This is a genomic window from Stutzerimonas chloritidismutans (assembly GCF_038562055.1).
Taxonomy (GTDB): domain Bacteria; phylum Pseudomonadota; class Gammaproteobacteria; order Pseudomonadales; family Pseudomonadaceae; genus Stutzerimonas; species Stutzerimonas chloritidismutans_A.
This window is the reverse complement of sequence record NZ_JBCFXD010000002.1, coordinates 612,236-638,480: the sequence shown is the minus strand read 5'-3', so window position 1 is coordinate 638,480 and position 26,245 is coordinate 612,236. Positions and strand designations below refer to the sequence as shown.

The following is a 26,245-nucleotide window of genomic DNA, read 5'->3' as shown; positions in this document are numbered from 1 at the left end:
GGAGCTGTTTTTATGCGACGTATTGCAGTAACGGGCGCCGCCGGGCGTATGGGCAAGACACTGGTCGAGGCAGTTCAGCAAACTGCCGGCGCCGCGGGCCTGACGGCTGCCATCGACCGACCTGACAGTACGCTGGTCGGCGCCGATGCGGGCGAACTGGCAGCTATCGGGCGGCTCGGCGTGCCGCTGATTGGTGAAGTGGCGAAGGTTGTCGACGAGTTCGATGTGCTGATCGATTTCACTCATCCTTCGGTCACGCTGAAAAATCTCGAAGTGTGCCGACGCGCAGGCAAGGCGATGGTAATCGGCACCACTGGTTTTTCGGTGGCAGAGAAAGAGAAGCTGGCGGCAGCCGCGCAGGATATCTCCATCGTGTTTGCGGCTAACTTCAGTGTCGGCGTCAATTTGTGTCTGAAATTGCTTGATACGGCTGCGCGCGTGCTGGGTGACGAGGTAGATATCGAGATCATCGAGGCGCATCACCGCCACAAGGTCGATGCTCCGTCGGGCACTGCATTGCGCATGGGTGAGGTCGTCGCGCAGGCGCTTGGCCGCGATCTGCAGAAGGTTGCGGTTTATGGGCGCGAAGGGCAGACGGGCGCCCGCGCGCGGGAGACGATTGGTTTCGCCACCGTGCGCGCCGGCGACGTGGTAGGTGATCACACGGTGTTGTTTGCCGCCGAGGGCGAGCGGGTCGAGATCACCCATAAGGCATCCAGTCGGATGACTTTCGCCAAAGGCGCGGTGCGTGCTGCGATGTGGTTGGAGCAGCAGCCAGCAGGGCTGTATGACATGCAGGATGTGCTCGGGTTGCGCTGAGGAAGCGCCTCGCTCGGCGTTTTGGCTGATTGCGGCTGGACCTGAAAGGGCGGTTTCTGTAATCTTCCCGTTTTAGTGTGTCCACTAAAAGTTGCGCAGAATGAATCAAATAAAAAGCGGGATGACCTTCACACGTCATCCCGCTTTTTTACAATCTGCGCTTGCTTCAGCCTTGATCTTTGGGAGGTCTCTTGACTAAGCCAGCCATTCTCGCCCTTGCCGATGGCAGTATTTTTCGCGGCGAATCTATCGGCGCCGACGGCCAGACTATCGGTGAGGTGGTGTTTAATACCGCCATGACCGGCTATCAGGAAATCCTCACCGATCCTTCCTATGCCAAGCAAATCGTCACCTTGACCTATCCGCACGTTGGCAATACCGGTACTACCCCAGAAGACGCCGAGTCCTGGAAGGTTTGGGCTGCCGGGCTGGTGATTCGCGATTTGCCGCTGGTCTCGAGCAACTGGCGGGACAAGCAGCCGCTGCCGGATTACCTCAAGGCCAATGGCACCGTCGCCATTGCTGGTATCGATACGCGCCGTCTGACCCGTATCCTTCGCGAGAAAGGCGCTCAGGATGGTTGCATCCTGGCAGGTGACGATGCAACTGAAGAAAAGGCGCTGGAGCTGGCTCGCAGCTTCCCCGGTCTCAAGGGCATGGACCTGGCCAAAGAGGTCAGCGTCAAGGAGCGCTACGAGTGGCGCTCGAGCGTTTGGTGTCTGAGTGATGACGGTCATGCTGAAGTGCCTGCCAGTGAGCTGCCGTACCATGTGGTCGCCTTCGACTACGGCGTGAAGTACAACATTCTGCGCATGCTGGTCGCGCGTGGTTGCCGGGTCACTGTGTTGCCGGCTCAGACGCCTGCCAGCGAAGCCCTGGCGCTGAACCCGGACGGTATCTTCCTGGCCAACGGCCCCGGTGACCCCGAGCCTTGCGACTACGCGATCAAGGCGATCCAGGAAGTGCTCGAAACCGACATTCCGGTGTTCGGTATCTGCCTCGGCCATCAATTGTTGGCGTTGGCCTCTGGTGCCAAGACCGTGAAGATGCCCAACGGCCACCACGGTGCGAACCACCCGGTTCAGGATCTGAAGACGGGTGTGGTGATGATCACCAGTCAGAACCATGGCTTTGCCGTGGACGAAGCCAGCCTGCCTAGCAATGTGCGCGCCACGCACAAGTCGCTGTTCGACGGCACGCTGCAAGGTATTGAGCGCACTGACAAGGTTGCCTTCAGCTTCCAGGGCCACCCTGAGGCTAGCCCGGGTCCGCATGATGTCGCGCCGTTGTTTGATCGCTTCATCGACGCCATGGCCAAGCGCCGCTAAGTTCGCCGAGCACAGAATTCGAGAGAGACCATGCCAAAACGTACAGACATCAAAAGCATTCTGATCCTCGGCGCTGGCCCGATCGTTATCGGCCAGGCGTGCGAGTTCGATTACTCCGGAGCGCAGGCGTGCAAAGCACTGCGCGAAGAAGGGTTCCGCGTCATCCTGGTCAATTCCAACCCCGCGACCATCATGACCGACCCTTCCATGGCCGATGCCACTTATATCGAGCCAATCAAGTGGGCCACCGTCGCCAAGATCATCGAGAAGGAACGTCCCGATGCGCTGCTGCCGACGATGGGTGGTCAGACCGCGCTGAACTGCGCGCTTGACCTGGAAAAGCACGGCATCCTGGAGAAGTTTGGCGTCGAGATGATTGGCGCCAACGCTGACACCATCGACAAGGCTGAAGATCGCTCGCGCTTCGACAAGGCTATGAAGAATATCGGCCTTGCATGCCCGGTCTCCGGTATCGCGCACAACATGGACGAAGCCTATGGCGTGCTCGATAAGGTCGGATTTCCTTGCATCATCCGTCCCTCGTTCACTATGGGCGGCACCGGTGGCGGTATCGCCTACAACCGTGAAGAGTTCGAGGAGATCTGCGCTCGTGGCTTAGACTTGTCGCCGACCAGCGAGCTGCTGATCGATGAGTCGCTGATCGGCTGGAAGGAATACGAGATGGAGGTGGTCCGTGATAAGAAGGACAACTGCATCATCGTCTGTGCCATCGAAAACTTCGATCCGATGGGGGTCCACACCGGCGACTCCATTACCGTCGCGCCAGCGCAAACGCTGACCGATAAGGAATATCAGATTCTGCGTAACGCCTCGCTGGCGGTGTTGCGCGAGATCGGCGTGGAAACCGGCGGTTCCAACGTGCAGTTTGGCATTTGCCCCAACACCGGCCGTATGGTCGTGATCGAGATGAACCCGCGAGTTTCGCGTTCGTCAGCTCTGGCGTCCAAAGCCACTGGCTTCCCCATTGCCAAGATCGCTGCAAAGCTTGCGGTGGGCTACACCCTCGACGAGTTGCAGAACGACATTACCGGTGGCCGCACCCCTGCGTCCTTCGAGCCGGCGATCGACTACGTCGTGACCAAGATTCCGCGTTTCGCTTTCGAGAAATTCCCCAAAGCTGATGCTCGCTTGACCACCCAGATGAAATCGGTCGGTGAGGTCATGGCCATCGGGCGCACTTTCCAGGAATCTGTACAGAAAGCGCTGCGCGGCCTGGAAGTCGGTGTGTCCGGCTTTGATCCGAAGCTCGATCTGACTGACCCCGAGAGCGAAAGCACCCTCAAGCGTGAGCTGACCGTGCCTGGCGCTGATCGTATTTGGTACGTGGCCGATGCTTTCCGCGCTGGCAAGACGGTCGCTGAAGTGTTCGACCTCACGCGCATCGACGAGTGGTTCCTGGTGCAGATCGAAGATCTGATCAAGGAAGAGGAGCAGATCAAGACACTGGGCCTGTCCAGCATTGATCGCGATGTCATGTACAAGCTTAAGCGCAAGGGGTTTTCAGATGCGCGTCTGGCCAAGCTGCTCGGGGTAACCGAGAAGAACTTGCGTGCCCACCGCCACAAGCTCAAGGTGCTGCCGGTCTACAAGCGCGTCGACACCTGCGCCGCCGAATTTGCCACCGATACGGCCTACATGTATTCGACCTACGAGGAAGAGTGCGAGGCCAATCCGTCCAGCCGCGAAAAGATCATGATCCTCGGCGGCGGGCCGAACCGTATCGGTCAAGGCATCGAGTTCGACTACTGCTGCGTTCACGCAGCGTTGGCGATGCGCGACGATGGTTATGAAACCATCATGGTCAACTGCAACCCGGAAACCGTCTCCACAGACTACGACACCTCAGATCGCCTGTATTTCGAGCCGGTGACCTTGGAAGATGTGCTGGAAATCGTGCGGGTCGAGCAGCCTAAGGGCGTGATCGTGCAGTACGGTGGACAGACCCCGCTGAAACTGGCGCGCGCTCTGGAAGAGGCGGGTGTGCCAATCATCGGGACCAGCCCTGATTCCATCGATCGCGCCGAAGATCGTGAGCGGTTCCAGCAGATGGTTGAGCGTCTGAATTTGCGCCAGCCGCCAAACGCGACCGCCCGCAGCGAAGAAGAGGCACTTGCCGCTTCGAAAGTGATTGGTTATCCGCTGGTGGTGCGTCCGTCTTATGTACTGGGCGGTCGTGCGATGGAAATCGTTTACCAGGAAGAAGAGCTCAAGCGCTACATGCGCGAAGCGGTGAAGGTGTCGAATGACAGTCCAGTGCTGCTGGATCACTTCCTCAACTGCGCCATCGAGGTCGATATCGATGCGGTGTGTGACGGCGAGCACGTGGTAATCGGCGCCATCATGCAGCACATCGAGCAGGCAGGCGTGCACTCCGGTGACTCGGCGTGCTCGCTGCCTCCTTACTCGCTGCCGGCGCACATCCAGGATGAGATTCGCGACCAGGTCAAGAAGATGGCGCTGGAGCTGGGTGTGGTCGGTCTGATGAACGTGCAGATGGCCGTTCAGGGCGAGGACATCTTCGTCATTGAGGTCAACCCGCGTGCGTCGCGCACTGTGCCGTTCGTATCGAAGTGCATCGGCGTCTCGCTGGCGATGATTGCGGCTCGTGTCATGGCCGGTAAAACGCTGGCTGAGGTCGGGCTGACCGAAGAAATAATTCCAGAGTTCTACAGTGTTAAAGAGGCGGTTTTCCCCTTCGCCAAGTTCCCGGGTGTCGACCCGATCCTCGGCCCGGAGATGAAATCGACTGGTGAAGTGATGGGGGTCGGCGATAGCTTCGCTGAAGCCTTTGCCAAGGCTCAGCTCGGCGCTAGCGAAATTCTGCCGAACAGTGGCTGTGCGTTCATCAGTGTGCGCGATGATGACAAGCCACACGTAGCCCAGGTGGCGCGTGATCTGATCGACCTTGGGTTCGAAGTAGTCGGTACGGCTGGCACGGCAAAGATCATCGAGGCTGCTGGGCTGCCGGTGCGTCGGGTGAACAAGGTAACCGAGGGTCGCCCGCACGTTGTCGATATGATCAAGAATGACGAGGTCACCCTGATCATCAATACTACCGAGGGGCGTCAGTCCATCGCCGACTCTTACTCAATCCGTCGTAACGCTCTGCAGCACAAGATCTGTTGCACCACCACCCTGGCTGGTGGGCAGGCGATCTGTGAGGCGCTGAAGTTCGGCCCCGAGAAGACCGTGCGTCGCTTGCAGGATCTCCATGCAGGAATCAAGGCATGACTAAATACCCAATGACTGTCCAGGGCGCGCGCGCCTTGGAAGAAGAGCTACATCATCTCACCAAGGTCCTTCGCCCCAAGCTCAGTCACGACATCGGTGTGGCGCGTGAGCTGGGGGATCTCAAGGAAAACGCCGAGTATCACGCCGCCCGCGAACAGCAGGGTATGGTCGAAGCGCGGATTCGTGATATCGAAGGGCGTTTGCAGAATGCCCAAGTGATTGATGTCAGCAGCATTCCGCACACCGGCAAAGTGATCTTCGGTACCACCGTCGAGATTGCCAATGTCGAGACTGATGAGCGCGTCACTTATCAGATCGTTGGTGAGGACGAAGCGGAGATCAAGCTAGGCAAAATCTCGGTAGGCTCCCCAATTGCGCGCGCTCTGATCGGCAAGGTCGAAGGCGACGTCGCGGTGGTGAAAACGCCGGGCGGACTGGTCGAGTTCGAGATCGTCGAGGTTCGCCATCTCTGAGATTCGACCGATGCGCGCAGGCGTGATTAGTTGGCAGCTGGCCCAGACATTCTGGGTCGGCGGGCTATGGCTTCTGCAGTTTGTGATGCTGCCGGCGTTGGCCAAGATCGGCTTGGCGCCGTTGCTGATCGAAGAGGTCGCCAGCAGTCTACGGCCTTTGCTGGTGGGCTTCGCTGCGTTTTGTGTGTTACTTCAGGCAGCGGTGCTGATCCAGCTCTGCGGGCTTCGCAGTCTTTGGCGCGATCTGCGAGGTCAGCTATTGATGGCAGTGCTGCTACTGGCAGGAGGTCATTTTTCGGCGCGGGCGGGTATTATCGAATCACCATACTGGTTGGTGTTCAGTTACTTGGCGATGGGTTTGTGCGGATTGATTCTGGTGCTGCAAGTCGCTCCCGGACGGGAGCGCTAGCAGAAGGCCGCGGCTGATAGAGTGGATCAGCTCTGGAACCGATGTACGTTGGATAGCTGCTTGTTCACTTTGGGGTTCTTGCGATAGATCAGAGCCATCTTGCCGATAGCCTGAACCAGCTCGCAGCCGCCAATTTTGCACAATTCTTCGGTTAGCGCACGCCGATCATCGCGCTCGGTGATCCGCAGCTGCACCTTGATCAATTCGTGATCGTTCAGGGCTCGCTCCAGCTCGGCTTGTACGCCTTCGGTCAAGCCGTTCTCCGATACGATTAATACAGGCTTTAGATGATGGCCGATGGATTTGTACTGTTTCTTCTGCTCGTTAGTGAGCGGCATAATTCGACCCTTGCGTCAGAACCCTGGAAAACCCGGCTAGTGTAACTGACACGCTCTGAGCCGCACAGATGAGGTAACAGCTTGGCACGCTCCAAGACCAGCCCGCGTTGGCTGAAAGAACATTTCGACGATCCTTATGTAAAGATGGCGCAGCGAGATGGCTATCGGTCGCGAGCGAGCTACAAGCTCCTCGAGATTCAGGAAAAAGATCGTATTCTTCGGCCAGGTATGACAGTGGTCGATCTAGGGGCTGCACCAGGCGGCTGGTCGCAGGTCACCAGCAGGGTGATCGGTGATCGCGGGAGGCTGATCGCGTCCGATATTTTGCCCATGGACAGCATTGCGGACGTCACCTTTGTTCTTGGTGATTTTACCGAGGACGAAGTATTCGCTGAAATCCTTCAGGCCATTGGTGAATCGCAAGTCGACCTTGTGATTTCCGATATGGCCCCCAATATGAGTGGGGTGAAGGTTGCTGACCAGGCACGAGCGATGTTTCTCTGTGAGCTCGCGCTTGATCTGGCCATGCGGGTTCTGCGTCCTGGTGGGGACTTTCTGATCAAGATTTTCCAAGGGGATGGCTTTGATGCCTACCTGAAAGATGTGCGGCAGAATTTCGATAAGGTACAGATGCGTAAACCCTTGTCCTCAAGGGACCGTTCGCGTGAACAGTATCTGCTGGCGCGCGGATACCGAGGCGATGGCAACGCGCTTGAGGCGCTGCGGTCTTAACCGAGCGGGAGCTGAAACCATCCCGTCAAGCTTCGGCCCATGAATTACCGGCTAGCATGTTTCATATCGGGTTACAGACCGAGCTGCGCGTTTAGCAACGTTGTGTAGTAAGTTAGGCCAAGAGCGAACCATCGGCCGTCATGCAGGCTCCCGACAACCCGCCTGCTCTAGAGGGTAGTGAATTGAACGACATGGCAAAGAACCTGATTTTGTGGTTGATCATTGCCGCTGTCCTGGTGACGGTGATGAACAACTTTTCCAGCCCGACCGAGCCGCAAACGCTCAACTATTCGGATTTCATCGAGCAGGTGAAAGAAGGTCAGGTCGAGCGCGTCACCGTCGACGGTTTCGTCATTACCGGCAAGCGCAGTGACGGCGAGACCTTCAAGACTATTCGCCCTGCGATTCAGGACAATGGTCTGATCGGTGACTTGATCAACAATAATGTGGTGATCGAAGGCAGGCAGCCTGAGCAGCAGAGCATCTGGACGCAGTTGCTGGTGGCGAGCTTCCCGATTCTGGTGATCATTGCGGTTTTCATGTTCTTCATGCGGCAGATGCAAGGCGGCGCGGGTGGCAAAGGCGGCCCGATGAGCTTTGGCAAGAGCAAGGCTCGCCTGCTGTCCGAAGATCAGGTCAAAACCACGTTTGCTGATGTCGCTGGTTGTGACGAGGCGAAAGAAGAAGTCACTGAGCTGGTCGAGTTCCTGCGTGACCCCGGTAAGTTTCAACGTCTCGGAGGTCGCATTCCGCGCGGTGTGCTGATGGTTGGATCGCCGGGTACCGGTAAGACGCTTTTGGCTAAGGCGGTCGCCGGCGAGGCTAAGGTGCCTTTCTTTACCATCTCCGGTTCCGATTTTGTTGAGATGTTCGTCGGTGTGGGCGCCAGTCGCGTCCGCGACATGTTCGAGCAAGCAAAGAAGCACGCACCGTGCATCATTTTTATCGATGAGATCGACGCTGTCGGGCGCCATCGTGGTGCGGGGCTTGGAGGCGGTCACGACGAGCGCGAGCAGACGTTGAACCAGTTGCTGGTCGAGATGGACGGTTTCGAAATGAATGACGGCATCATCGTCATTGCTGCCACGAACCGCCCGGATGTGCTCGATCCTGCGCTGCTTCGCCCTGGTCGCTTCGACCGTCAAGTGGTCGTTGGGCTTCCCGATATTCGTGGTCGCGAACAGATCCTGAAAGTACATATGCGCAAGGTTCCGCTTGGCGACAGTGTCGAGCCGGCGTTGATTGCGCGTGGAACTCCTGGGTTTTCAGGTGCCGACTTGGCCAATCTGGTCAACGAAGCATCGTTGTTTGCTGCGCGTGCCGGTAAGCGTGTGGTTGAAATGAAAGAGTTCGAGCTGGCCAAGGACAAGATCATGATGGGCGCTGAGCGCAAGTCGATGGTCATGTCCGAGAAGGAGCGGCTCAATACGGCCTACCACGAAGCGGGTCACGCCATCGTTGGTCGCGTCGTTCCGGAGCACGATCCGGTCTATAAGGTATCGATCATTCCCCGTGGCAGAGCGTTGGGAGTAACGATGTTCCTGCCTGAGGAAGACCGCTACAGCCTTTCCAAGCGCGCATTGATCAGTCAGATATGTTCGCTGTTTGGGGGGCGGATTGCAGAGGAAATGACGCTCGGCTTCGAAGGTGTTACGACCGGCGCTTCCAATGACATCATGCGTGCTACCCAGCTGGCTCGTAACATGGTTACCAAGTGGGGCTTGTCTGAAAAGTTGGGTCCGCTGATGTACGCGGAGGAAGAGGGGGAAGTTTTCCTTGGTCGCAGTGCGGGTAGTCAGCACACAAATGTGTCCGGTGACACTGCGAAGCTGATCGATCTCGAGGTTCGTAGCATCATCGATCAGTGCTACGGCACGGCTAAGCAGATTCTTTCCGACAACCGTGACAAGCTTGATCTGATGGCTGAGACACTGATGAAGTACGAGACCATCGATGCTGATCAAATCGATGACATCATGGCCGGCCGGACTCCACGTGAGCCGCGTGACTGGCAGGATGGCTCTGGTCCAACCGGAACGCCCATCCAGCCTGAAGGTGGTCGCCCGCAGACTCCTATTGGTGGTCCCGCTGGCGAGCACTAGGCTAAGGCTGCGTTAGATGAGAGAAAAGTTGTACTCAACCCGGCTGTCTTGTGGTAGCCGGGTTCTTGATTTGTCCCGTCCACATGTCATGGGCATCTTGAACGTCACACCCGACTCGTTCTCTGATGGCGGTCTTCATGCGGACGTCGATGCGGCACTACGGCACGCCGGCGCCATGGTGGCGGCTGGTGCGACATTAATCGACGTGGGTGGGGAGTCCACTCGCCCAGGTGCGCGCATTGTTTCGCCAATTGAAGAGCTCGAGCGTGTTGCGCCTGTGGTAGAGGCGATTGCTCGAGAGTTGGACATAATTATCTCGGTCGACACCTCAACACCTGCTGTAATTCGCGAGACTGCGCGTCTCGGCGCAGGCTTGATCAATGATGTCCGCTCTCTGTCTCGCGAAGGAGCGCTGGGTGCGTCGGCTGATAGCGGGCTTCCGGTGTGCTTGATGCACATGCGAGGCGAGCCTGGCGATATGCAGAACGATCCGCGCTACGACGATGTGACTCGCGAGGTCGCAAGTTTTTTGCGTGAGCGCATGGAAGCATGTGCAGCTGCAGGCATCCCAGCCGACCGGATCGTGCTCGACCCGGGGTTCGGCTTTGCGAAAAATCTCGCCCATAATCTTAGTTTGTTCAACAGCCTGGAACAGCTCCATACGTTAGGGCGTCCGTTGCTTATTGGTGTGTCCCGCAAGAGCATGGTCGGCCAAGCCTTGCAGCGGGATCTGCCGCACCGTCTATACGGCAGTTTGGCGCTAGCTGCGCTGGCTGTTGCGAAGGGCGCTAGCATCCTACGGGTGCATGATGTGGCCGAAACGGTTGATGTGGTTCGAATGATTGCCGCAGTGCAGGCGGCGGAATAGGGATTATTTATGGGTAGAAAGTATTTCGGCACCGATGGTATTCGTGGCCATGTGGGGCAGTTTCCGATCACGCCGGAATTCATGCTGCGTCTTGGGTGGGCCGCAGGTATGGCGTTTCGCAAGCATGGGAAATGTCGCATTTTGATTGGCAAAGACACTCGGATCTCGGGCTACATGTTCGAGTCGGCGCTGCAAGCTGGGCTTTCTGCCGCAGGCGCCGATGTGTTGTTGCTGGGTCCTATGCCAACCCCTGCGGTCGCCTACCTGACGCGTACCTTCCATGCGGACGCTGGTATCGTGATCAGTGCCTCACATAACCCTCATCACGATAATGGAATCAAGTTCTTCTCTAGCCGGGGAACGAAACTGCCCGATGAAGTTGAATTGATGATCGAGGAGCTGCTCGACACGCCGATGACGGTTGTAGATTCGGTGCAGCTAGGCAAGGCTTCACGGATAAATGATGCAGCTGGGCGCTATATCGAGTTCTGCAAGAGCAGTGTGCCGACCAGCACTGATTTCAGTGGTATGAAGATCGTGCTTGATTGCGCTCACGGTGCGACCTACAAGGTAGCCCCCAGCGTTTTCCGAGAGCTCGGGGCGGAGGTGACGGTTATCGCTGCTCAGCCGGATGGGCTGAACATTAACGCCGGCGTAGGCTCCACACATGTTGCACAACTGCAGAAGGCGGTGATCGAGCAGGGTGCCGATCTTGGCATAGCCTTCGATGGTGACGGTGATCGAGTAATGATGGTCGATCATACCGGCACTCAGGTTGATGGCGATGAGCTGCTCTACATCATTGCCGCTGACTTGCAGGATCGGGACCGCCTGATCGGTGGGGTTGTTGGCACGTTGATGAGTAATCTCGGTCTGGAGTTGGCGCTTAAAGCGCGCGACATTCCTTTTGTACGGGCCAAGGTGGGTGATCGCTACGTAATGGCTGAAATGCTCGAGCGTGATTGGGTGCTGGGAGGCGAAAACTCAGGTCACATAGTCTGCGCGCAGCATGTCACCACAGGAGATGCGATTATTGCCGCGCTCCAGGTTGTGCTTGCTTTGAAGCGTCATGGTCGCAGTCTCGCACAGGAGCGTATGGTCTGGAGCAAATGCCCCCAGGTGTTGATCAACGTGCGGTTCAGTGGCAATCGGGATCCGATTTCCCATCCTCAGGTGCAGGCTGTCTGCGACAGCGTCACGGAGCGTATGGCTGGCCGTGGTCGGGTGCTGTTGCGAAAATCCGGCACCGAGCCGTTGGTGCGGGTTATGGTCGAAGGCGATGACGAAAATCAGGTCCGCAGTTATGCCGAGGAGCTGGCGAGCGCGGTTAAAGAAGTTTGTGTGTGATTTACGCTTGCCAGGCGCACTTTCGTTGAGTACCATCTGCGCCCACTTTGACCGACGAGGTAAAGCATGCGTCGCCCATTGGTAGCTGGTAACTGGAAGATGAACGGTACCCGCGCCAGCGTCGCAGAGCTGATCGAGGCGCTTCGCCTGCAGGACTTTCCGGCGGGTGTAGAGGTTGCGGTATTTCCGTCGAGTCTGCATCTGACGCAGGTTGTGAGTGGTCTGCAAGGCAGGGCGATTGCTGTAGGGGCTCAGGATTGTGCGGCGGAAGCCGGGTTTGGTGCTCTGACAGGTGAGGAGTCAGCGTCTCAGCTGGTTGATGCAGGTGCGAGCTGGGTTCTGGTTGGTCATTCCGAACGTCGTCTGATTATGGGCGAAAGCGACGAAGTGGTAAGCAAGAAGTTTGTAGCGGCATTGGCGTGCGGGATGACGCCGGCGCTATGCCTGGGGGAGACGCTGGAGCAGCGTCAGGCCGGGCAGACTCTGGAAGTGGTTGGGCGGCAGCTTGCTAGTGTATTGGCTGGTGCTGGAGTTGCCGCGTTTGAGAAGGCGGTGGTGGCTTATGAGCCAGTCTGGGCGATAGGCACCGGGCTGACTGCGACGCCGCAGCAGGCTCAAGAGGTGCATGCTGCGATTCGGGAGCAGTTGGCTCGCGAAGATCGCCGTATCGCTGATGGCGTGCGAATCCTCTACGGAGGCAGTGTAAAAGCGGAAAATGCTGCTGAGCTTTTCGAGATGCAGGATATCGATGGGGGGCTTATCGGTGGCGCCTCCCTGAAAGCGAATGATTTCGGTGCGATTTGTCGTGCCGCAGGGAACTGATCAGATGTTGCAGACTGTTGTGATTGTGGTGCATCTGCTGGTTGCCATTGGTGTGGTTGCGCTGGTGTTGCTGCAGCAAGGTAAAGGGGCTGATGCTGGCGCCTCCTTTGGTTCGGGTGCTTCCGCAACTGTATTTGGAAGTCAGGGGTCCTCTACCTTTCTTAGTCGATTTACTGCTATACTTGCGGCCGTTTTTTTCGCTACGAGTCTTGGGTTGGCATTTTTCGCAACTCGTCAGGCTGATCAGCTCTCAGGGGCAGGTCTGCCGGATCCGGCGGTTCTTGAAGTGCCGGTCAGTAAGCCAGTAGTGGAAGATGTGCCTGTGTTGGAAAGCGCTCCATCCGCACCCGTTGCAGATGATGTGCCTCAGCTGCAGGAGCAGGAATAAGGTTTTTGCCGAGGTGGTGGAATTGGTAGACACGCTACCTTGAGGTGGTAGTGGCCATAGGCTGTAGGGGTTCGAGTCCCCTCCTCGGTACCAAACAAGCAGGCCCGCAAATGCGGGCTTTCTTGTTTTAGTCTTTCGGTTGACCTGTTGTCAGTGTGGTCGTATAATTCGTGCCCAGTTTGACGCGGGGTGGAGCAGTCTGGTAGCTCGTCGGGCTCATAACCCGAAGGTCGTTGGTTCAAATCCAGCCCCCGCAACCAGTTGATAAAAAGCCCCTGTCGAGGGGCTTTTTATTAGCTTCAAGCCAGGTCGCCGGCATCTACAGGCGATCGTCATGGATGGGCGTTTCGCCCATTTTTCATTTGTACAGCATGCGCGAGGGACTTCGATGTCGAGCAAGCTAGAACAGTTGCAGGCCTTGTTGGCCCCAGTGGTCGAGGCGCTCGGCTATCAATGCTGGGGTATCGAATTCATTTCGCAGGGTCGACATTCTTTGTTGCGGGTCTATATCGACCATTCCAACGGAATTCTTGTCGACGACTGCGAAAAAGTGAGCCGCCAACTGAGTGGTGTGCTCGACGTTGAAGATCCAATCAGCTCTGACTACACCCTTGAAGTGTCCTCGCCTGGTATGGATCGACCTCTATTCACGCTCGAGCAGTTCAAGGCTCATGTGGGCGAACAAGTCAAAATCAAACTGCGTTCGCCCTTTGAGGGACGGCGCAATTTTCAAGGTCTTCTGCGCGGGGTCGAGGAGCAGGATGTAGTGGTGCTGGTCGACGACCATGAATACCTGTTGCCGATCGACATGATCGACAAGACCAACATAATTCCCCGTTTTGAGTGAGTCGCGGATCCCGCGGACCCCAATGGATTGCGATAGGCGAGGCGTACGATGAGCAAAGAAGTACTGCTGGTTGTGGAGTCGGTATCCAACGAGAAAGGCGTACCGGCCAGTGTAATCTTCGAGGCATTGGAGCTGGCTTTGGCCACTGCTACCAAGAAGCGCTTCGAGGACGAGGTTGACCTGCGGGTCGAGATCAATCGGCAGAACGGTAGCTACGAGACCTTTCGCCGCTGGACGGTGGTCGAGGAAGAGGATTTCGACGATCCGGCACACCAGTTGACCGTCGACATGAAGCAGGCCGTCGACGCTGGGGCCAAAGTTGGTGATGTCTTGGAGGAAAAGATCGAGTCGATCGAGTTCGGTCGGATCGCCGCTCAGACAGCCAAGCAGGTCATCGTGCAGAAGGTCCGGGAGGCCGAGCGCGCCCAAGTGGTCGAGGCCTATCGTGATCGCTTGGGCGAGATCATCTCCGGCACGGTGAAAAAGGTTACCCGAGACAGCGTCATCGTCGACCTGGGTAATAATGCGGAAGCGTTGCTGGCTCGAGAAGACATTATTTCTCGGGAAACCTTTCGGGTCGGTGCGCGGGTTCGTGCGCTGCTTAAGGAAATCCGCACCGAGAATCGCGGCCCTCAGTTGATTCTTTCTCGTACAGCGCCGCAAATGCTGATCGAGCTGTTCCGCATTGAAGTTCCGGAAATTGCCGAAGGGCTGATTGAAGTGATGGCTGCTTCGCGGGATCCAGGATCTCGCGCCAAGATAGCCGTGCGCTCGAAAGACAAACGAATCGACCCGCAAGGCGCGTGCATTGGTATGCGCGGTTCGCGTGTTCAGGCCGTTTCCGGCGAGATCGGCGGAGAGCGTGTCGATATCGTGCTATGGGACGAGAACCCCGCACAGTTCGTCATCAACGCGATGGCCCCAGCTGAAGTGGCTGCCATCATCGTCGATGAAGATGCGCATGCCATGGATATCGCGGTCGGCGAAGACAATCTGGCCCAGGCAATCGGTCGGGGCGGGCAGAACGTACGTCTTGCCAGTCAGTTGACCGGTTGGACGCTGAACGTGATGACTGAAGCGGACATCCAGAGCAAGCAGCAAGAAGAAACTGGTGACATCTTACGCAATTTCATCGAAGAGCTCGATGTTGATGAGGAGCTGGCACAAGTACTGGTCGAGGAAGGTTTCACCTCTCTCGAAGAGATCGCCTACGTCCCAATGGAGGAAATGCTCGGCATCGAAGGCTTCGACGAAGATATCGTCAACGAGCTGAGAACCCGCGCCAAGGATCGCTTGCTAACTAAAGCGATCGCAACGGAAGAAAAACTGGCAGACGCCCAGCCGGCGGAGGATTTGCTTGCGCTGGATGGTATGGACAACGAACTGGCGGTCGAGTTGGCAGTGCGGGGTGTAGTCACCCGCGAAGACCTGGCCGAGCAGTCGATTGACGATCTGCTCGACATAGACGGCATAGATCAAGAACGTGCCGGCAAGCTGATCATGGCCGCCCGAGCCCATTGGTTCGAGTAAGTAATTAGCGGCCTGAGGAGAGAGATGCATGACGCAAGTCACGGTGAAACAACTGGCCCAGGTGGTCGACACACCGGTCGAGCGACTGCTACAGCAGATGCGTGAGGCAGGACTGTCGCACACCAGCGCCGAGCAAGTAGTGACCGATAATGAAAAGCAGGCCCTGTTGGCGCACCTAAAAAGCAGCCACGGCGCCAAGGTGGATGAGCCGCGCAAGATTACCTTGCAGCGCAAGACCACCACCAAGCTGAAAGTGGGTGGCAGCAAGACCATTAGCGTGGAAGTGCGCAAGAAGAAAACTTTCGTCAAGCGCAGTCCTGACGAAATAGAGGCCGAGAAGCAGCGCGAGCTCGAGGAGCAGCGCGCTGCCGAGGAAGCCGCTCGTCAGAAAGCGGCTGAAGAGGCTCGCCAACAAGCCGAGGCAGAAGCACGTCGTCAGGCCGAAGCTGCAAAAACTCAAGCGCCGGCCGCCGCTTCCTCTGAGCCGGTTGCAGCTGTGTCTGCTGATCCTGCGCCGGTCGTTGCTCCCGTCGCCCCTCCCGTCGAGGAGCGCAAGAAGGATGAGCCGCGTCGTCCCGACAAAGCACGCAGCGACGACGACGAACGTCGTGATCGCAAGCAAGCTCAGCATCGCCCTTCCTTGAAGGCAAAAGCTCCGTTGTCGCGCACAGCGCGAAGCGGCGAAGACGACGCCGATGGGTTCCGTCGCGGCGGACGCGGCAAGTCGAAGCTGAAGAAGCGCAACGCGCATGGTTTCCAGAGCCCAACCGGCCCGATTGTTCGCGAAGTTGCCATTGGTGAGACCATCACCGTCGGTGATCTGGCGCAGCAGATGTCGGTCAAGGCGGCGGAAGTCATCAAGTTCATGTTCAAGATGGGCACCCCGGTGACCATCAACCAGGTCTTGGATCAGGAAACTGCCCAGTTGATCGCTGAAGAGCTGGGCCACAAGGTCAAGCTGGTCAGTGATAACGCTCTGGAAGAACAGCTGGCCGAGCTGCTGAAGTTCGAGGGTGAAGCCATCACTCGTGCTCCGGTGGTGACTGTGATGGGTCACGTTGACCACGGCAAGACCTCGCTGCTCGACTACATCCGTCGCGCCAAGGTTGCTGCTGGTGAAGCGGGCGGTATTACTCAGCACATCGGTGCCTATCACGTCGAAACTGATCGTGGAATGGTGACCTTCCTTGATACTCCGGGCCACGCTGCGTTTACTGCGATGCGTGCCCGTGGTGCTCAAGCGACTGACATTGTCATCCTGGTCGTGGCGGCGGACGATGGCGTGATGCCGCAAACCATCGAGGCAATCCAGCATGCCAAGGCTGCTGGTGTCCCGCTGGTCGTGGCCGTAAATAAGATCGATAAGCCGGGCGCCGATCTCGATCGCATCCGCAGCGAGCTGTCTGTTCACGAAGTGACTTCGGAAGAGTGGGGCGGCGACACGCCGTTTGTATCGGTTTCCGCGAAGATGGGTACCGGTGTTGACGATTTGCTCGAGGCGGTTCTGCTGCAGGCGGAAATTCTCGAACTGACAGCAACCCCATCGGCCCCAGGCCGTGGTGTTGTCGTCGAGTCGCGTCTGGATAAGGGGCGCGGCCCGGTTGCTACCGTGCTGGTTCAGGACGGTACGCTGCGTCAGGGCGACATGGCGCTGGTTGGCTCCAACTACGGTCGTATCCGCGCCATGCTTGATGAGAACGGCAAGCCAATCAAGGAAGCTGGCCCTTCGATTCCGGTCGAAATTCTCGGACTCGACGGCACGCCGGACGCTGGGGATGAGCTCAGCGTGCTGACCGATGAGAAGAAAGCCCGTGAAGTGGCCTTGTTCCGTCAGGGCAAGTTCCGCGAAGTGAAGCTGGCCCGTGCGCACGCCGGTAAGCTGGAAAACATCTTCGAGAACATGGGCCAGGAAGAGAAGAAGACGCTTAACATCGTCCTCAAATCCGATGTCCGTGGTTCGCTGGAAGCCCTGCAGGGCTCGCTCAGTGGCTTGGGCAACGATGAGGTTCAGGTTCGCGTCATCGGTGGCGGTGTCGGTGGTATCACCGAGAGCGACGCCAACCTGGCGCTGGCGTCTAATGCAGTGCTGTTCGGCTTCAACGTTCGTGCTGATGCTGGTGCGCGTAAGATCGTCGAGCAGGAAGGTCTGGATCTGCGTTACTACAACGTCATCTACGACATCATTGAAGACGTCAAGAAGGCGCTGACCGGCATGCTGGGCAGCGATGTTCGCGAGAACATCCTCGGTATTGCAGAGGTCAGGGATGTGTTCCGCTCACCGAAGTTTGGTGCCGTGGCGGGTTGCATGGTCACCGAGGGCATGGTTCACCGCAATCGTCCGATCCGCGTTCTGCGCGACGATGTGGTGATCTTCGAAGGCGAGCTGGAATCGCTGCGCCGCTTCAAGGACGACGTCGCCGAGGTACGTGCTGGTATGGAATGTGGTATCGCGGTGAAGAGTTACAACGACGTTAAAGCTGGCGACAAGATCGAAGTATTCGAGAAAGTCGAAGTGGCGCGCTCGCTGTAACAGCAGCTGTTAGGCAACAGACGGCAAGCATTCAGGGGCGACCCTGAGGCTTGCCGTTTGCCTTTGCAGCACAACGTTTTTAGGTTAGCAGCTTGCTGCTCAAGGCAGATTTTATGGCCAAAGAATTCAGCCGTACCCAGCGTATCGGCGATCAGATGCAGCGTGAATTGGCGCAGTTGATTCAGCGTGAAGTGAAGGACCCGCGTCTGGGTCTGATAACCATAACCGCCGTCGAAGTCAGTCGGGATCTGTCTCATGCCAAGGTGTTCATCACCGTCATGGGTAAAGACGACGATGAAAATGCGGTCAAGGCCAACCTTCGGATTCTCAACGACGCTAGTGGTTTCCTGCGGATGCAGTTGGGCAAGGCAATGAAGCTTCGTACCGTGCCGCAGTTGCATTTCAACTATGACGCCAGTGTGCGTCGTGGCGTCGAGCTGACATCGCTTATCGAGCGCGCTGTAGCTGAAGATCGCAAGCACAGCGATGATGTTGGAGAGTAGGTTTGGCACAGGTAAAACGCATTCGCCGCGACGTCAGCGGCATCATTCTTCTTGATAAACCCCGTGGGTTTACTTCGAACGCAGCCTTGCAGAAGGTTCGCTGGTTACTCAACGCCGAGAAGGCTGGACATACTGGTAGCCTGGATCCGCTGGCAACCGGTGTGCTTCCCCTGTGCTTTGGCGAAGCTACAAAGTTTTCTCAATATCTGCTGGACGCCGATAAGGGCTACGAAACTGTCGCCCAGCTTGGCGTGACCACCACGACGGCCGATGCTGAGGGTGAGGTGATTGAGCGCAAGCCCGTCTCCGTCAGCCAGAAACAGCTAGAGGCTGCATTGCCGCAGTTTCGTGGCGATCTGCAGCAGGTCCCGCCGATGTACTCAGCGCTCAAGCGCGATGGTCAGCCGCTGTACAAGCTGGCGCGAGCAGGAGAGGTAGTGGAGCGCGAGCCGCGTTCTGTTACCATTGCGCGCTTGGAATTGCTCTCGCTTGAGGATGACCGAGCGCGTCTGACCGTCGCGTGCAGCAAAGGCACTTATATCCGAACATTGGTCGAGGATATCGGGCATGCCCTGGGCTGTGGTGCGCACGTCGCCGAGCTGCGGAGAACCCAAGCGGGACCGTTCGATCTTAGTCAGACGGTCAGTCTCGAAGAGCTTGAGCGGGTGCACTCAGAAGGTGGTGCTGAGGCGGTTGATGCCTTTCTGAAGCCCGTGGACAGCGGACTCGAGCACTGGCCGCTGCTGCAGCTGTCAGAGCACAGCGCATTTTATTGGCTGCATGGGCAGCCGGTACGGGCACCGGAAGCGCCGAAATTCGGCATGGTGCGGGTGCAGGATCACAATGCTCGCTTCATCGGAATCGGTGAAGTGAGCGAGGACGGGCGTATTGCGCCGCGTCGACTGATTCGGTCCGAGTGACCGATACGCGGCGCGCCCTGAGGGTGCGTCGCGTTACGAGGATGGCTGTTGGCAGGCACGGTCACACCTCTTTTAAAACACGGGATGCAATCCCGGCCTGTTCATAGAAGGAGCCCATCATGGCACTTAGCGTTGAAGAAAAAGCCCAGATCGTTGGCGAGTACAAGCAAGCTGAAGGCGATACCGGTTCCCCGGAAGTGCAGGTTGCCCTGCTCACCGCCAACATCAACAAGCTGCAAGGTCACTTCAAGGCCAACGGCAAAGACCACCACTCCCGTCGGGGTCTGATCCGTATGGTTAACCAGCGTCGTAAGCTGCTGGATTACCTGAAGGGCAAGGACACTACTCGTTACAGCACCCTGATTGGTCGTCTGGGTCTGCGTCGCTAAGCGATGCTGGTGCGAAGCTGAATGCCAAAGCTGGAAGTGGGGTTTGCCCTGCTTCCAGCTTTTGCCTTTCAGAAGCGCACGTTTCGGACAGGGGTAAGGACGACTCCCACCCCTGCCCACAAATTTGTGTGACATGTCCCGCGCGAGGCCGTGCCCGCGGGATGTGAGAACGATTCCCCCAAGGCAACAAAGAGAAGGAACCACCGTGAACCCGGTAATCAAGAAATTCCAATTCGGTCAATCGACCGTAACCCTCGAGACTGGCCGTATTGCCCGTCAGGCCAGTGGTGCCGTATTGGTCACCGTTGATGACGATGTGACCGTCCTGGTCGCCGTCACCGGTGCCAAGACCGCCGACCCAAGCAAAGGCTTTTTCCCGCTTTCGGTCCACTACCAGGAAAAAACCTACGCAGCCGGCAAGATTCCAGGTGGCTTCTTCAAGCGTGAAGCACGTCCTTCCGAAAAGGAAACACTGACCTCGCGCCTGATTGATCGTCCGATCCGTCCGCTTTTTCCAGAAGGTTTTCAAAACGAAGTACAGGTCATCTGTACTGTCGTATCGACTAGCAAGAAAACCGATCCGGACATCGCTGCGATGATCGGTACTTCAGCTGCGCTGGCAATTTCGGGAATTCCGTTCAACGGTCCGATCGGTGCAGCACGCGTTGCCTTCCATCCGGAAACCGGCTACCTGCTGAACCCGACATACGAGCAACTCAAGGCCTCCAGCCTGGACATGGTTGTTGCCGGTACCAAAGACGCGGTTCTGATGGTTGAATCCGAAGCCAAAGAGCTGACAGAAGATCAGATGCTGGGCGCAGTACTCTTCGCTCACGACGAGTTCCAGGCCGTTGTTCAGGCGGTGACCGAGTTGGCGGCCGAAGCAGGCAAGCCAACCTGGGACTGGCAGCCGAAAGCTGAAAACACTCAACTGCTCAGCGCTATTCGTAGTGAGTTCGGCGAGGCTATCTCGCAGGCGTATACCATCACCATCAAGCAGGACCGTTATGCGCGCCTGGGTGAGCTGAAAGATCAGGTCGTTGCCAAATTCTCCGGTGAAGAAGGTCAGCCGTCAGCCGGTGAAGTTAAGGAAGCCTTTGGCGAAATCGAATACCGCACCGTCCGTGAGAACATCGTCAACGGCAAGCCGCGTATCGATGGCCGTGACACGCATACCGTGCGTGGTCTGAACATCGAAGTTGGCGTGCTCGACAAGACTCACGGCTCGGCGCTGTTCACCCGTGGTGAAACCCAGGCACTCGTGGTTGCCACCCTGGGCACCGCGCGCGACGCTCAGCTGCTCGACACCCTCGAAGGCGAGAAGAAAGACCCCTTCATGCTGCACTACAACTTCCCGCCGTACTCGGTCGGTGAGTGTGGTCGCATGGGCGCTACTGGTCGCCGCGAAATCGGTCATGGCCGTCTGGCCCGTCGTTCCGTTTCTGCCATGCTGCCGAGCGCTGACGAGTTCCCGTACACCATTCGCGTGGTTTCAGAGATCACCGAGTCCAACGGTTCCAGCTCCATGGCTTCGGTTTGTGGTGCTTCCCTCGCATTGATGGATGCCGGTGTGCCGATGAAGGCACCCGTTGCCGGTATCGCCATGGGCTTGGTCAAGGAAGGCGAGAAGTTCGCCGTTCTGACCGACATCTTGGGCGATGAGGATCACTTGGGCGACATGGACTTCAAGGTTGCCGGTACTGCCAAGGGCGTTACCGCGCTGCAGATGGACATCAAGATCCAGGGCATCACCGAAGAAATCATGGAGATCGCGCTAGGTCAGGCGCTGGAAGCGCGTCTGAACATTCTCGGTCAGATGAACCAGGTCATCGGTCAGTCGCGTACCGAACTGTCGGCCAACGCACCGACCATGATTGCGATGAAGATCGATCAGGACAAGATCCGCGACGTCATCGGTAAGGGTGGCGCCACCATCCGCAGCATCTGCGAAGAAACCAAAGCCTCAATCGACATCGAAGACGATGGTTCGATCAAGATCTTTGGCGAAACCAAGGAGGCAGCAGAGGCCGCCAAGCAGCGTGTTCTGGGGATTACTGCTGAAGCGGAGATCGGCAAGATCTACGTCGGCAAGGTTGAGCGCATTGTCGACTTTGGCGCCTTCGTAAACATCCTGCCGGGCAAGGACGGCCTAGTGCACATCTCGATGCTGAGCGATCAGCGCGTCGAGAAGGTCACCGACGTACTCAAGGAAGGCCAGGAAGTGAAGGTTCTGGTGCTGGACGTTGATAACCGTGGCCGTATCAAGCTGTCGATCAAGGATGTCGCTGCTGCCGAAGCTTCTGGCGCATAAGCATTCCGGTGACAAGAAGAGCCCTTCGGGGCTCTTTTTTTTTGCATCGGCGAAAGCCAGCCACGTCGTTGCGCTAGCTGGGATATTGCAGTCTGCACGCTTCGCTTGCTCGAAACATGCAGAGTGCTAGTGGCAGGGCGGCATTACATATCGCTATGTGATTGAAAATTATAGATATTTATAATTTCAGAGTTTGGCATGCAGCTTGCGATATCTAAGGTGAACCTGCGGTAGGGCTATGCCGCAGCCACTATGAGAAACAGGAGTGCGACTCATGAACAAGATCCAGACTTCTATTACTGCTGCTGCTATTGCAACTGCCTTCAGCTTGCCGATGGCAGGCACCGCGTTCGCCGAAACCACCTCAGCTTTTGACGAGCCGCAACCGATGATGCTGGCTGCCAGCGACACCATGGACGCCGCTGAACATACCGCAGACGAGGCGGGTGAGGCGATGTCCGACACCTGGATCACTACCAAGGTCAAATCAGCCCTGCTTGCTGGCGACTCGACTCCAGGCATGCAGATCGAGGTCGAAACCAACAATGGTGTCGTCTCTCTGTCCGGGACTGTTGCCACCGAGGCGCAACGTGAGATGGCCATCGACAAGGCTAAGACTATCGAAGGCGTCAAAGACGTCGCTGCAGATGGCCTGAAAGCGGTGGACTAACCGCTTAGGCAATATAAAAGCCCGCTGCTTGCAGCGGGTTTTTTTGCTCATCAGCCTCGTTCGCTATCGATATTACTGAGGCGGTTACCTTCGAAGCGCAAAAAATGGTACATGCCATTGGTGGGGCCGTAGGTCCATTCCTCAATCTGGACCTCCTGATGAAAACCGTATTCGTCGACCAACTCCTTGTATCCGGTCAATGCACGGTTAGTCGGTTCGCCGCACTTGGCCTGAACCTCGGCTGTCGAATCTCTCAGGCTTACCAGCTTGCTACCGCAACGAAATGTCGAGGAAGCCTGCACCTGCAGCGCAAAGATTGTGAGGGTAAGCGCGGCCAGCAAGATACTTTTCCGCATGGCGACTCCCTGAGCTCAGTTGGCGCGACTGGTTTCTATCCGTACCAGCCGGTTGCCCTCGAATGTGAGGATGCTGAATACGCCATTGTCTGGGCCGTAAACCCATTCTTCACGCATCATCTCGCGGCGTTGATGTGCGCCCAGTGTGTAACCGACCAGGTCACGCTGGGCCGGTTCGCCACATTTACGCTCCACTTCGAAGGTGCGGTCGCCAGTGTTGATCAGGCTGCTGCCGCAACGGAGGGTGTCCGCGCCGACTCCTGAGCTCATCAAACCGACCGCGAAAGAAAGGCCCACTTTCCACTGCCGCCTGCCTGTCCGTTTCATTCCGCCTCCAGATGCAGCACCGTTGGGACTTCTCTACCTTGGGGAGTCTGGGCAATGCCTGTGTCGAGCAGGAAAACCCTGTCCGCGGCCAGCCCTGTATTGTCCACCAGATAATCCTTGATGCTGGCGGCTCGCGCACGGCTCAGGCGTCGCAGAAGTGCGGTGCTGCTCTCTCGGCTGCTAAGGATTGCCTGCCGCAGCTGTCGCGCTCGAGTGTCCTCGTCGAGGCTTTGCCACTCAGTGGGCGGCTGCTGTTGCAGGCGGCTGCGATAGATGCCTTCCAACATGGCGGCTTTTTCGTCTTCACTGATTTCAAGCATTGAAGGATCGGCGGGTACAGTGTCACCACGTCGCTGCAAGACTTTGTACCAGGTTTGTTGATATTCGCGCTCCAGCCATTGCTCGGCGAGGAGCGGGCCGTCCACTGCGGGGGTGCTCATACCTTCGATCTCAAGCCTCAACACCGGTCGCTGCCTAAGCGCACTTGCGAGCGTATCCAGGTTGCTACGCGCAGTATTGTCCAGTTCGCTGCTGCCCGGCGGAAAGAGGATTTGACTGAGGTCAGTCTGGTCTCCACCTACGAGTCCGCCGAGAAACTTGAATGGGGACTTGGAGGCTTTAACTACCAGATTGCGCAGCGTCTGCCAAATGATGGGCACCACGTCGAACTGCGGGTTCTTGAGATCTCCCTGTACCGGAATCTTCAGTGCAATGGTGCCGCTGCTGTCCTTCAGCAGCGCGACGGCAAGGCGTACCGGCAGATCGACGGCCTGTTCGCTGTCGACCTTTTCGCCCAGCTCCAATTCCTCAAGCACCACTTCGTTTTCAGCATTCAGCTGTCCTTGCTGGATACGGTAATGCAGGTCCAGGTTCAGGCGACCCTTGCGGATGCGGTAGCCGGCGAACTTGGCCGAGTAGGGCGAGAGCGTGGTCAGTTCGACCTGTTTGAAACGGGTGATGATGTCGAGGCTCTGCAGCGGCTCGAAGGGCGTCAGGCTGCCCTCGATGCTCACGGGTGCGTAGCGGTCAACCTTGCCCTGTATATCAACACTGGCAGCGTTGTGCTGGCGGTTGTCGAGGGTGCCGATGCTGCCGCCAAGATCCTGTATGGCAGTGATGAACGGCGGACGCAGGCTCAGGTCAGCGAAATTGGCCGAACCGTCGGCTATCTGAATGCCACCGATCCGCAATGCGAAGGGCTCGTCTGGAGATGCCGACTCCTGTGGAGTAGTCGCGTTTTGACTGGGTGTGGCTGCGGGCTTGTCCACCAGCAGGTCATTGATGTTGGTCGTCAAGTCTGGGTTGATAATGAAGCGTGCATAGGGCTGGTTCAGGTCGAGCTTGTCAATCTGCAGCGCGTTTGGATAGCTATAGTCTAGACCGCTCACCTGCAATGACTGCCATTTCACCAAGTCACGGTCCTGAATGGTGTCGAGCGTATGAAGCTGGGTAACCTCGGCGGAACCGCCAATATGAAATGCCAGCGGCTCGATGCCCTTTAGTTCAACCGCAAGCTGGCTAGCCAGCAGTCCGCTGCGTAACTCCAGGTGAACGAATGGTGAGAGGTAAGGCTGCGCCAAGCGCAGGTCGATACCTGCCAGCGTGACGTCGAAACTCCCCTGCATCGGGGTCAACGTCAGCTTGCCCTCGGTAAGTAGCGAACCTTGCTTGCCGACCTCTGTCTTCAGTTTTAGATCCATTGGAGAGGTGCCGCGGCTGTCGAAGTTGCGCACGTCCAGATCGAGTGGCCCGACTTCCAGGTCAGCATTCGGCTCAGGGGTTTTGTCAGCCAGGTGCAGTTGGTAACCCCGCAGTTCCGCGTCACCTATGACGATCCGCCAAGGTTGACTGGGGGCATCCCCTTGCTGAACTGGCTGGGGATCGTCCTGAGTTGGTTCTTCGGTTGTCTCGCTCGAGATTGGCTCCGCTTTGCCTGCCACCAGGCGCTGCCAATTGAGCTGGCCGTCCGGCTCACGGATCAGCCAACTTTCCAGGGCCTGACTGCGCACTTGGCCAAGGGTTACTTGTCGCTTCTGCAAGTCCAGCGAAGTTTGGGCAATCTCTGCTTGCATCAGACGAAGCAGTGGCTGCCCTTCAAGGCTATCAATGCTTAGCGATGCCAGCGTAGCGCTCGCGTTGCTCAATTGCAGTGAAGTGCTTTCGCTGAGGTCCAGCTGATACCTCGTCTTCAGGCTCAGCTTTCCTTCGTTGAGGGCGAGTGGGGCCATGTCGCGGACATAGGGCCAGAACGTCTTCAGCGCCAGTCCGTCGATTTCAAGCTGGCCGGTTGATGTGATGGGGGAGAGGTTCAGCTGACCTTTCCACTCGATATGTGATCCGTCCGGGCCCTTGGCAGCCAGAACGGCGTCCGCCGCGTCGGTTGAACGGGTCGCAAAGTTGAGCAATTCGAAATCCAGCGAGTCGAGGAGAAAGTCGATTGGCTCTGCGGTTCGCTGATCGGCGAAGTGCACTCGGCCGCCAGCCAATGTCAGACGGTCGATACGCAGGGCGAGCGGCTCGGAGTCCTCTTTAGGAGAGTTTTCTGTCTTAGGTAGCTCGAACAGCTCGGTCAGGTTCAGTTTGCCGTCGAGGTCAAACAAGACTTCGGCATTTGGTCCAATGAGCTCGATAGCCGAAAGATGCAGAGTTCGATTCCACAGGCTGTCCCACTCGAGGTCGAGAAATAACCGTTCGAACGCCAGTTGTTCAGCGTCCGGCTCGCCCATGTGCAGGTTGTGGAGCCTTAGCTCAAGCGTGAACGGGTTGAGCTCGATCCGCTCAAGGCGAGCCGGTACCGTCGCGTAATGTGCCAGCTGCTGGTTGGCGATGCGCTGCGCTACTCCGGGCAGGATCAGAAAACCGAGCAGGCAATAAACGATCAGGGCGGTCATCAGGCTGATGAGCGCGCGCTTCAATCCGTTGTGCATGCGGACCTACTTTCCAGGCGATGAGCTGCTTTGGAGTATGGCATGACAAGCGGGTTC

General features: G+C 57.5%; 23 protein-coding genes and 2 tRNA genes. 21 read left to right on the top strand and 4 right to left on the bottom strand.

Annotation, left to right across the window (positions count from 1 at the left end; genetic code table 11):
- Window positions 1–12: 12 nt before the first annotated feature.
- The 5 genes from dapB to AAGW23_RS06425 all read left to right on the top strand — a co-directional run bounded on the left by dapB (window position 13) and on the right by AAGW23_RS06425 (window position 6,281).
- Window positions 13–819 (top strand): 4-hydroxy-tetrahydrodipicolinate reductase, encoded by an 807-nt coding sequence (gene dapB, locus AAGW23_RS06445; RefSeq protein ID WP_342405482.1) that lies wholly within the window; start codon window positions 13–15, stop codon window positions 817–819.
- Window positions 820–1,010: 191 nt separating this feature from the next.
- Complete coding sequence (gene carA / locus AAGW23_RS06440; RefSeq protein ID WP_102835586.1) at window positions 1,011–2,147, top strand: glutamine-hydrolyzing carbamoyl-phosphate synthase small subunit; 1,137 nt, start codon at window positions 1,011–1,013, stop codon at window positions 2,145–2,147.
- 30 nt (window positions 2,148–2,177) lie between these two features.
- Window positions 2,178–5,399 (top strand): carbamoyl-phosphate synthase large subunit, encoded by a 3,222-nt coding sequence (gene carB / locus AAGW23_RS06435; RefSeq protein ID WP_342405481.1) that lies wholly within the window; start codon window positions 2,178–2,180, stop codon window positions 5,397–5,399.
- The gene (gene greA / locus AAGW23_RS06430; protein ID WP_046162835.1) at window positions 5,396–5,872 is read left to right on the top strand and encodes a transcription elongation factor GreA; all 477 of its coding nucleotides are present in this window, start codon (window positions 5,396–5,398) and stop codon (window positions 5,870–5,872) included. Before carB ends, greA begins: the two co-directional genes overlap by 4 nt.
- Window positions 5,873–5,882: 10 nt before the next feature.
- Window positions 5,883–6,281, top strand: a complete 399-nt coding sequence (locus tag AAGW23_RS06425; RefSeq protein WP_342405480.1) for a DUF4149 domain-containing protein — start codon at window positions 5,883–5,885, stop codon at window positions 6,279–6,281.
- A 26-nt stretch (window positions 6,282–6,307) separates the two neighbouring features.
- Here AAGW23_RS06425 and AAGW23_RS06420 read toward each other — a convergent pair whose 3' ends face one another.
- Entirely contained in the window at window positions 6,308–6,619 is a 312-nt protein-coding gene (locus AAGW23_RS06420; protein WP_342405479.1) for a YhbY family RNA-binding protein, read from the bottom strand.
- Window positions 6,620–6,700: 81 nt separating this feature from the next.
- On the opposite strand from AAGW23_RS06420, the gene rlmE reads away from it, so the two are divergent.
- The 16 genes from rlmE (at window position 6,701) to AAGW23_RS06340 (ending at window position 22,578) form a co-directional block, all read left to right on the top strand.
- A complete protein-coding gene (rlmE, locus tag AAGW23_RS06415; protein WP_342405478.1) occupies window positions 6,701–7,351 on the top strand; it encodes a 23S rRNA (uridine(2552)-2'-O)-methyltransferase RlmE in 651 nt (216 codons plus the stop codon).
- A gap of 191 nt (window positions 7,352–7,542) precedes the next feature.
- Window positions 7,543–9,453 (top strand): ATP-dependent zinc metalloprotease FtsH, encoded by a 1,911-nt coding sequence (gene ftsH / locus AAGW23_RS06410; protein ID WP_342405515.1) that lies wholly within the window; start codon window positions 7,543–7,545, stop codon window positions 9,451–9,453.
- A gap of 16 nt (window positions 9,454–9,469) precedes the next feature.
- Window positions 9,470–10,321, top strand: coding sequence for a dihydropteroate synthase (gene folP, locus AAGW23_RS06405; RefSeq protein ID WP_342405477.1), 852 nt, complete (start codon window positions 9,470–9,472; stop codon window positions 10,319–10,321).
- Between the two features lie 9 nt (window positions 10,322–10,330).
- Window positions 10,331–11,668, top strand: coding sequence for a phosphoglucosamine mutase (glmM, locus tag AAGW23_RS06400; protein ID WP_342405476.1), 1,338 nt, complete (start codon window positions 10,331–10,333; stop codon window positions 11,666–11,668).
- A 66-nt stretch (window positions 11,669–11,734) separates the two neighbouring features.
- On the top strand, window positions 11,735–12,490 hold the full coding sequence (gene tpiA / locus AAGW23_RS06395) for a triose-phosphate isomerase (RefSeq protein WP_342405475.1): 756 nt from the start codon (window positions 11,735–11,737) through the stop codon (window positions 12,488–12,490).
- A gap of 4 nt (window positions 12,491–12,494) precedes the next feature.
- Window positions 12,495–12,878: a preprotein translocase subunit SecG gene (gene secG, locus AAGW23_RS06390; protein WP_148926756.1), complete on the top strand. Its 384-nt coding sequence runs from the start codon at window positions 12,495–12,497 to the stop codon at window positions 12,876–12,878.
- 7 nt (window positions 12,879–12,885) lie between these two features.
- Window positions 12,886–12,971, top strand: a tRNA-Leu gene (locus AAGW23_RS06385).
- A 90-nt stretch (window positions 12,972–13,061) separates the two neighbouring features.
- Window positions 13,062–13,138, top strand: a tRNA-Met gene (locus tag AAGW23_RS06380).
- A 128-nt stretch (window positions 13,139–13,266) separates the two neighbouring features.
- Window positions 13,267–13,725: a ribosome maturation factor RimP gene (rimP, locus tag AAGW23_RS06375; protein ID WP_342405474.1), complete on the top strand. Its 459-nt coding sequence runs from the start codon at window positions 13,267–13,269 to the stop codon at window positions 13,723–13,725.
- A gap of 48 nt (window positions 13,726–13,773) precedes the next feature.
- Window positions 13,774–15,255 (top strand): transcription termination factor NusA, encoded by a 1,482-nt coding sequence (nusA, locus tag AAGW23_RS06370; protein WP_342405473.1) that lies wholly within the window; start codon window positions 13,774–13,776, stop codon window positions 15,253–15,255.
- A 28-nt stretch (window positions 15,256–15,283) separates the two neighbouring features.
- Window positions 15,284–17,785, top strand: a complete 2,502-nt coding sequence (infB, locus tag AAGW23_RS06365; RefSeq protein ID WP_342405472.1) for a translation initiation factor IF-2 — start codon at window positions 15,284–15,286, stop codon at window positions 17,783–17,785.
- Between the two features lie 113 nt (window positions 17,786–17,898).
- The gene (rbfA, locus tag AAGW23_RS06360) at window positions 17,899–18,288 is read left to right on the top strand and encodes a 30S ribosome-binding factor RbfA (RefSeq protein WP_342405471.1); all 390 of its coding nucleotides are present in this window, start codon (window positions 17,899–17,901) and stop codon (window positions 18,286–18,288) included.
- A gap of 2 nt (window positions 18,289–18,290) precedes the next feature.
- Window positions 18,291–19,208 carry a tRNA pseudouridine(55) synthase TruB gene (gene truB / locus AAGW23_RS06355; RefSeq protein ID WP_342405470.1) on the top strand — a complete coding sequence of 306 codons (918 nt, stop codon included), beginning with the start codon at window positions 18,291–18,293 and terminating at the stop codon, window positions 19,206–19,208.
- Window positions 19,209–19,327: 119 nt separating this feature from the next.
- The gene (gene rpsO / locus AAGW23_RS06350; RefSeq protein WP_019342083.1) at window positions 19,328–19,597 is read left to right on the top strand and encodes a 30S ribosomal protein S15; all 270 of its coding nucleotides are present in this window, start codon (window positions 19,328–19,330) and stop codon (window positions 19,595–19,597) included.
- A gap of 205 nt (window positions 19,598–19,802) precedes the next feature.
- On the top strand, window positions 19,803–21,908 hold the full coding sequence (gene pnp / locus AAGW23_RS06345) for a polyribonucleotide nucleotidyltransferase (protein WP_342405469.1): 2,106 nt from the start codon (window positions 19,803–19,805) through the stop codon (window positions 21,906–21,908).
- A gap of 274 nt (window positions 21,909–22,182) precedes the next feature.
- Window positions 22,183–22,578: a BON domain-containing protein gene (locus tag AAGW23_RS06340; RefSeq protein WP_342405468.1), complete on the top strand. Its 396-nt coding sequence runs from the start codon at window positions 22,183–22,185 to the stop codon at window positions 22,576–22,578.
- A 50-nt stretch (window positions 22,579–22,628) separates the two neighbouring features.
- Here the strand turns inward: AAGW23_RS06340 and AAGW23_RS06335 are convergent, their stop codons facing one another.
- Genes AAGW23_RS06335 through AAGW23_RS06325 form a run of 3 tightly spaced genes read right to left on the bottom strand, consistent with a single transcriptional unit; the run spans window position 22,629 to window position 26,188 of the window.
- Window positions 22,629–22,934 (bottom strand): DUF2845 domain-containing protein, encoded by a 306-nt coding sequence (locus AAGW23_RS06335; protein WP_342405467.1) that lies wholly within the window; start codon window positions 22,932–22,934, stop codon window positions 22,629–22,631.
- A gap of 15 nt (window positions 22,935–22,949) precedes the next feature.
- Window positions 22,950–23,204, bottom strand: a complete 255-nt coding sequence (locus AAGW23_RS06330) for a DUF2845 domain-containing protein (protein ID WP_342405513.1) — start codon at window positions 23,202–23,204, stop codon at window positions 22,950–22,952.
- A gap of 53 nt (window positions 23,205–23,257) precedes the next feature.
- Window positions 23,258–26,188 (bottom strand): DUF748 domain-containing protein, encoded by a 2,931-nt coding sequence (locus AAGW23_RS06325; RefSeq protein ID WP_342405466.1) that lies wholly within the window; start codon window positions 26,186–26,188, stop codon window positions 23,258–23,260.
- Between the last annotated feature and the right edge of the window lie 57 nt (window positions 26,189–26,245).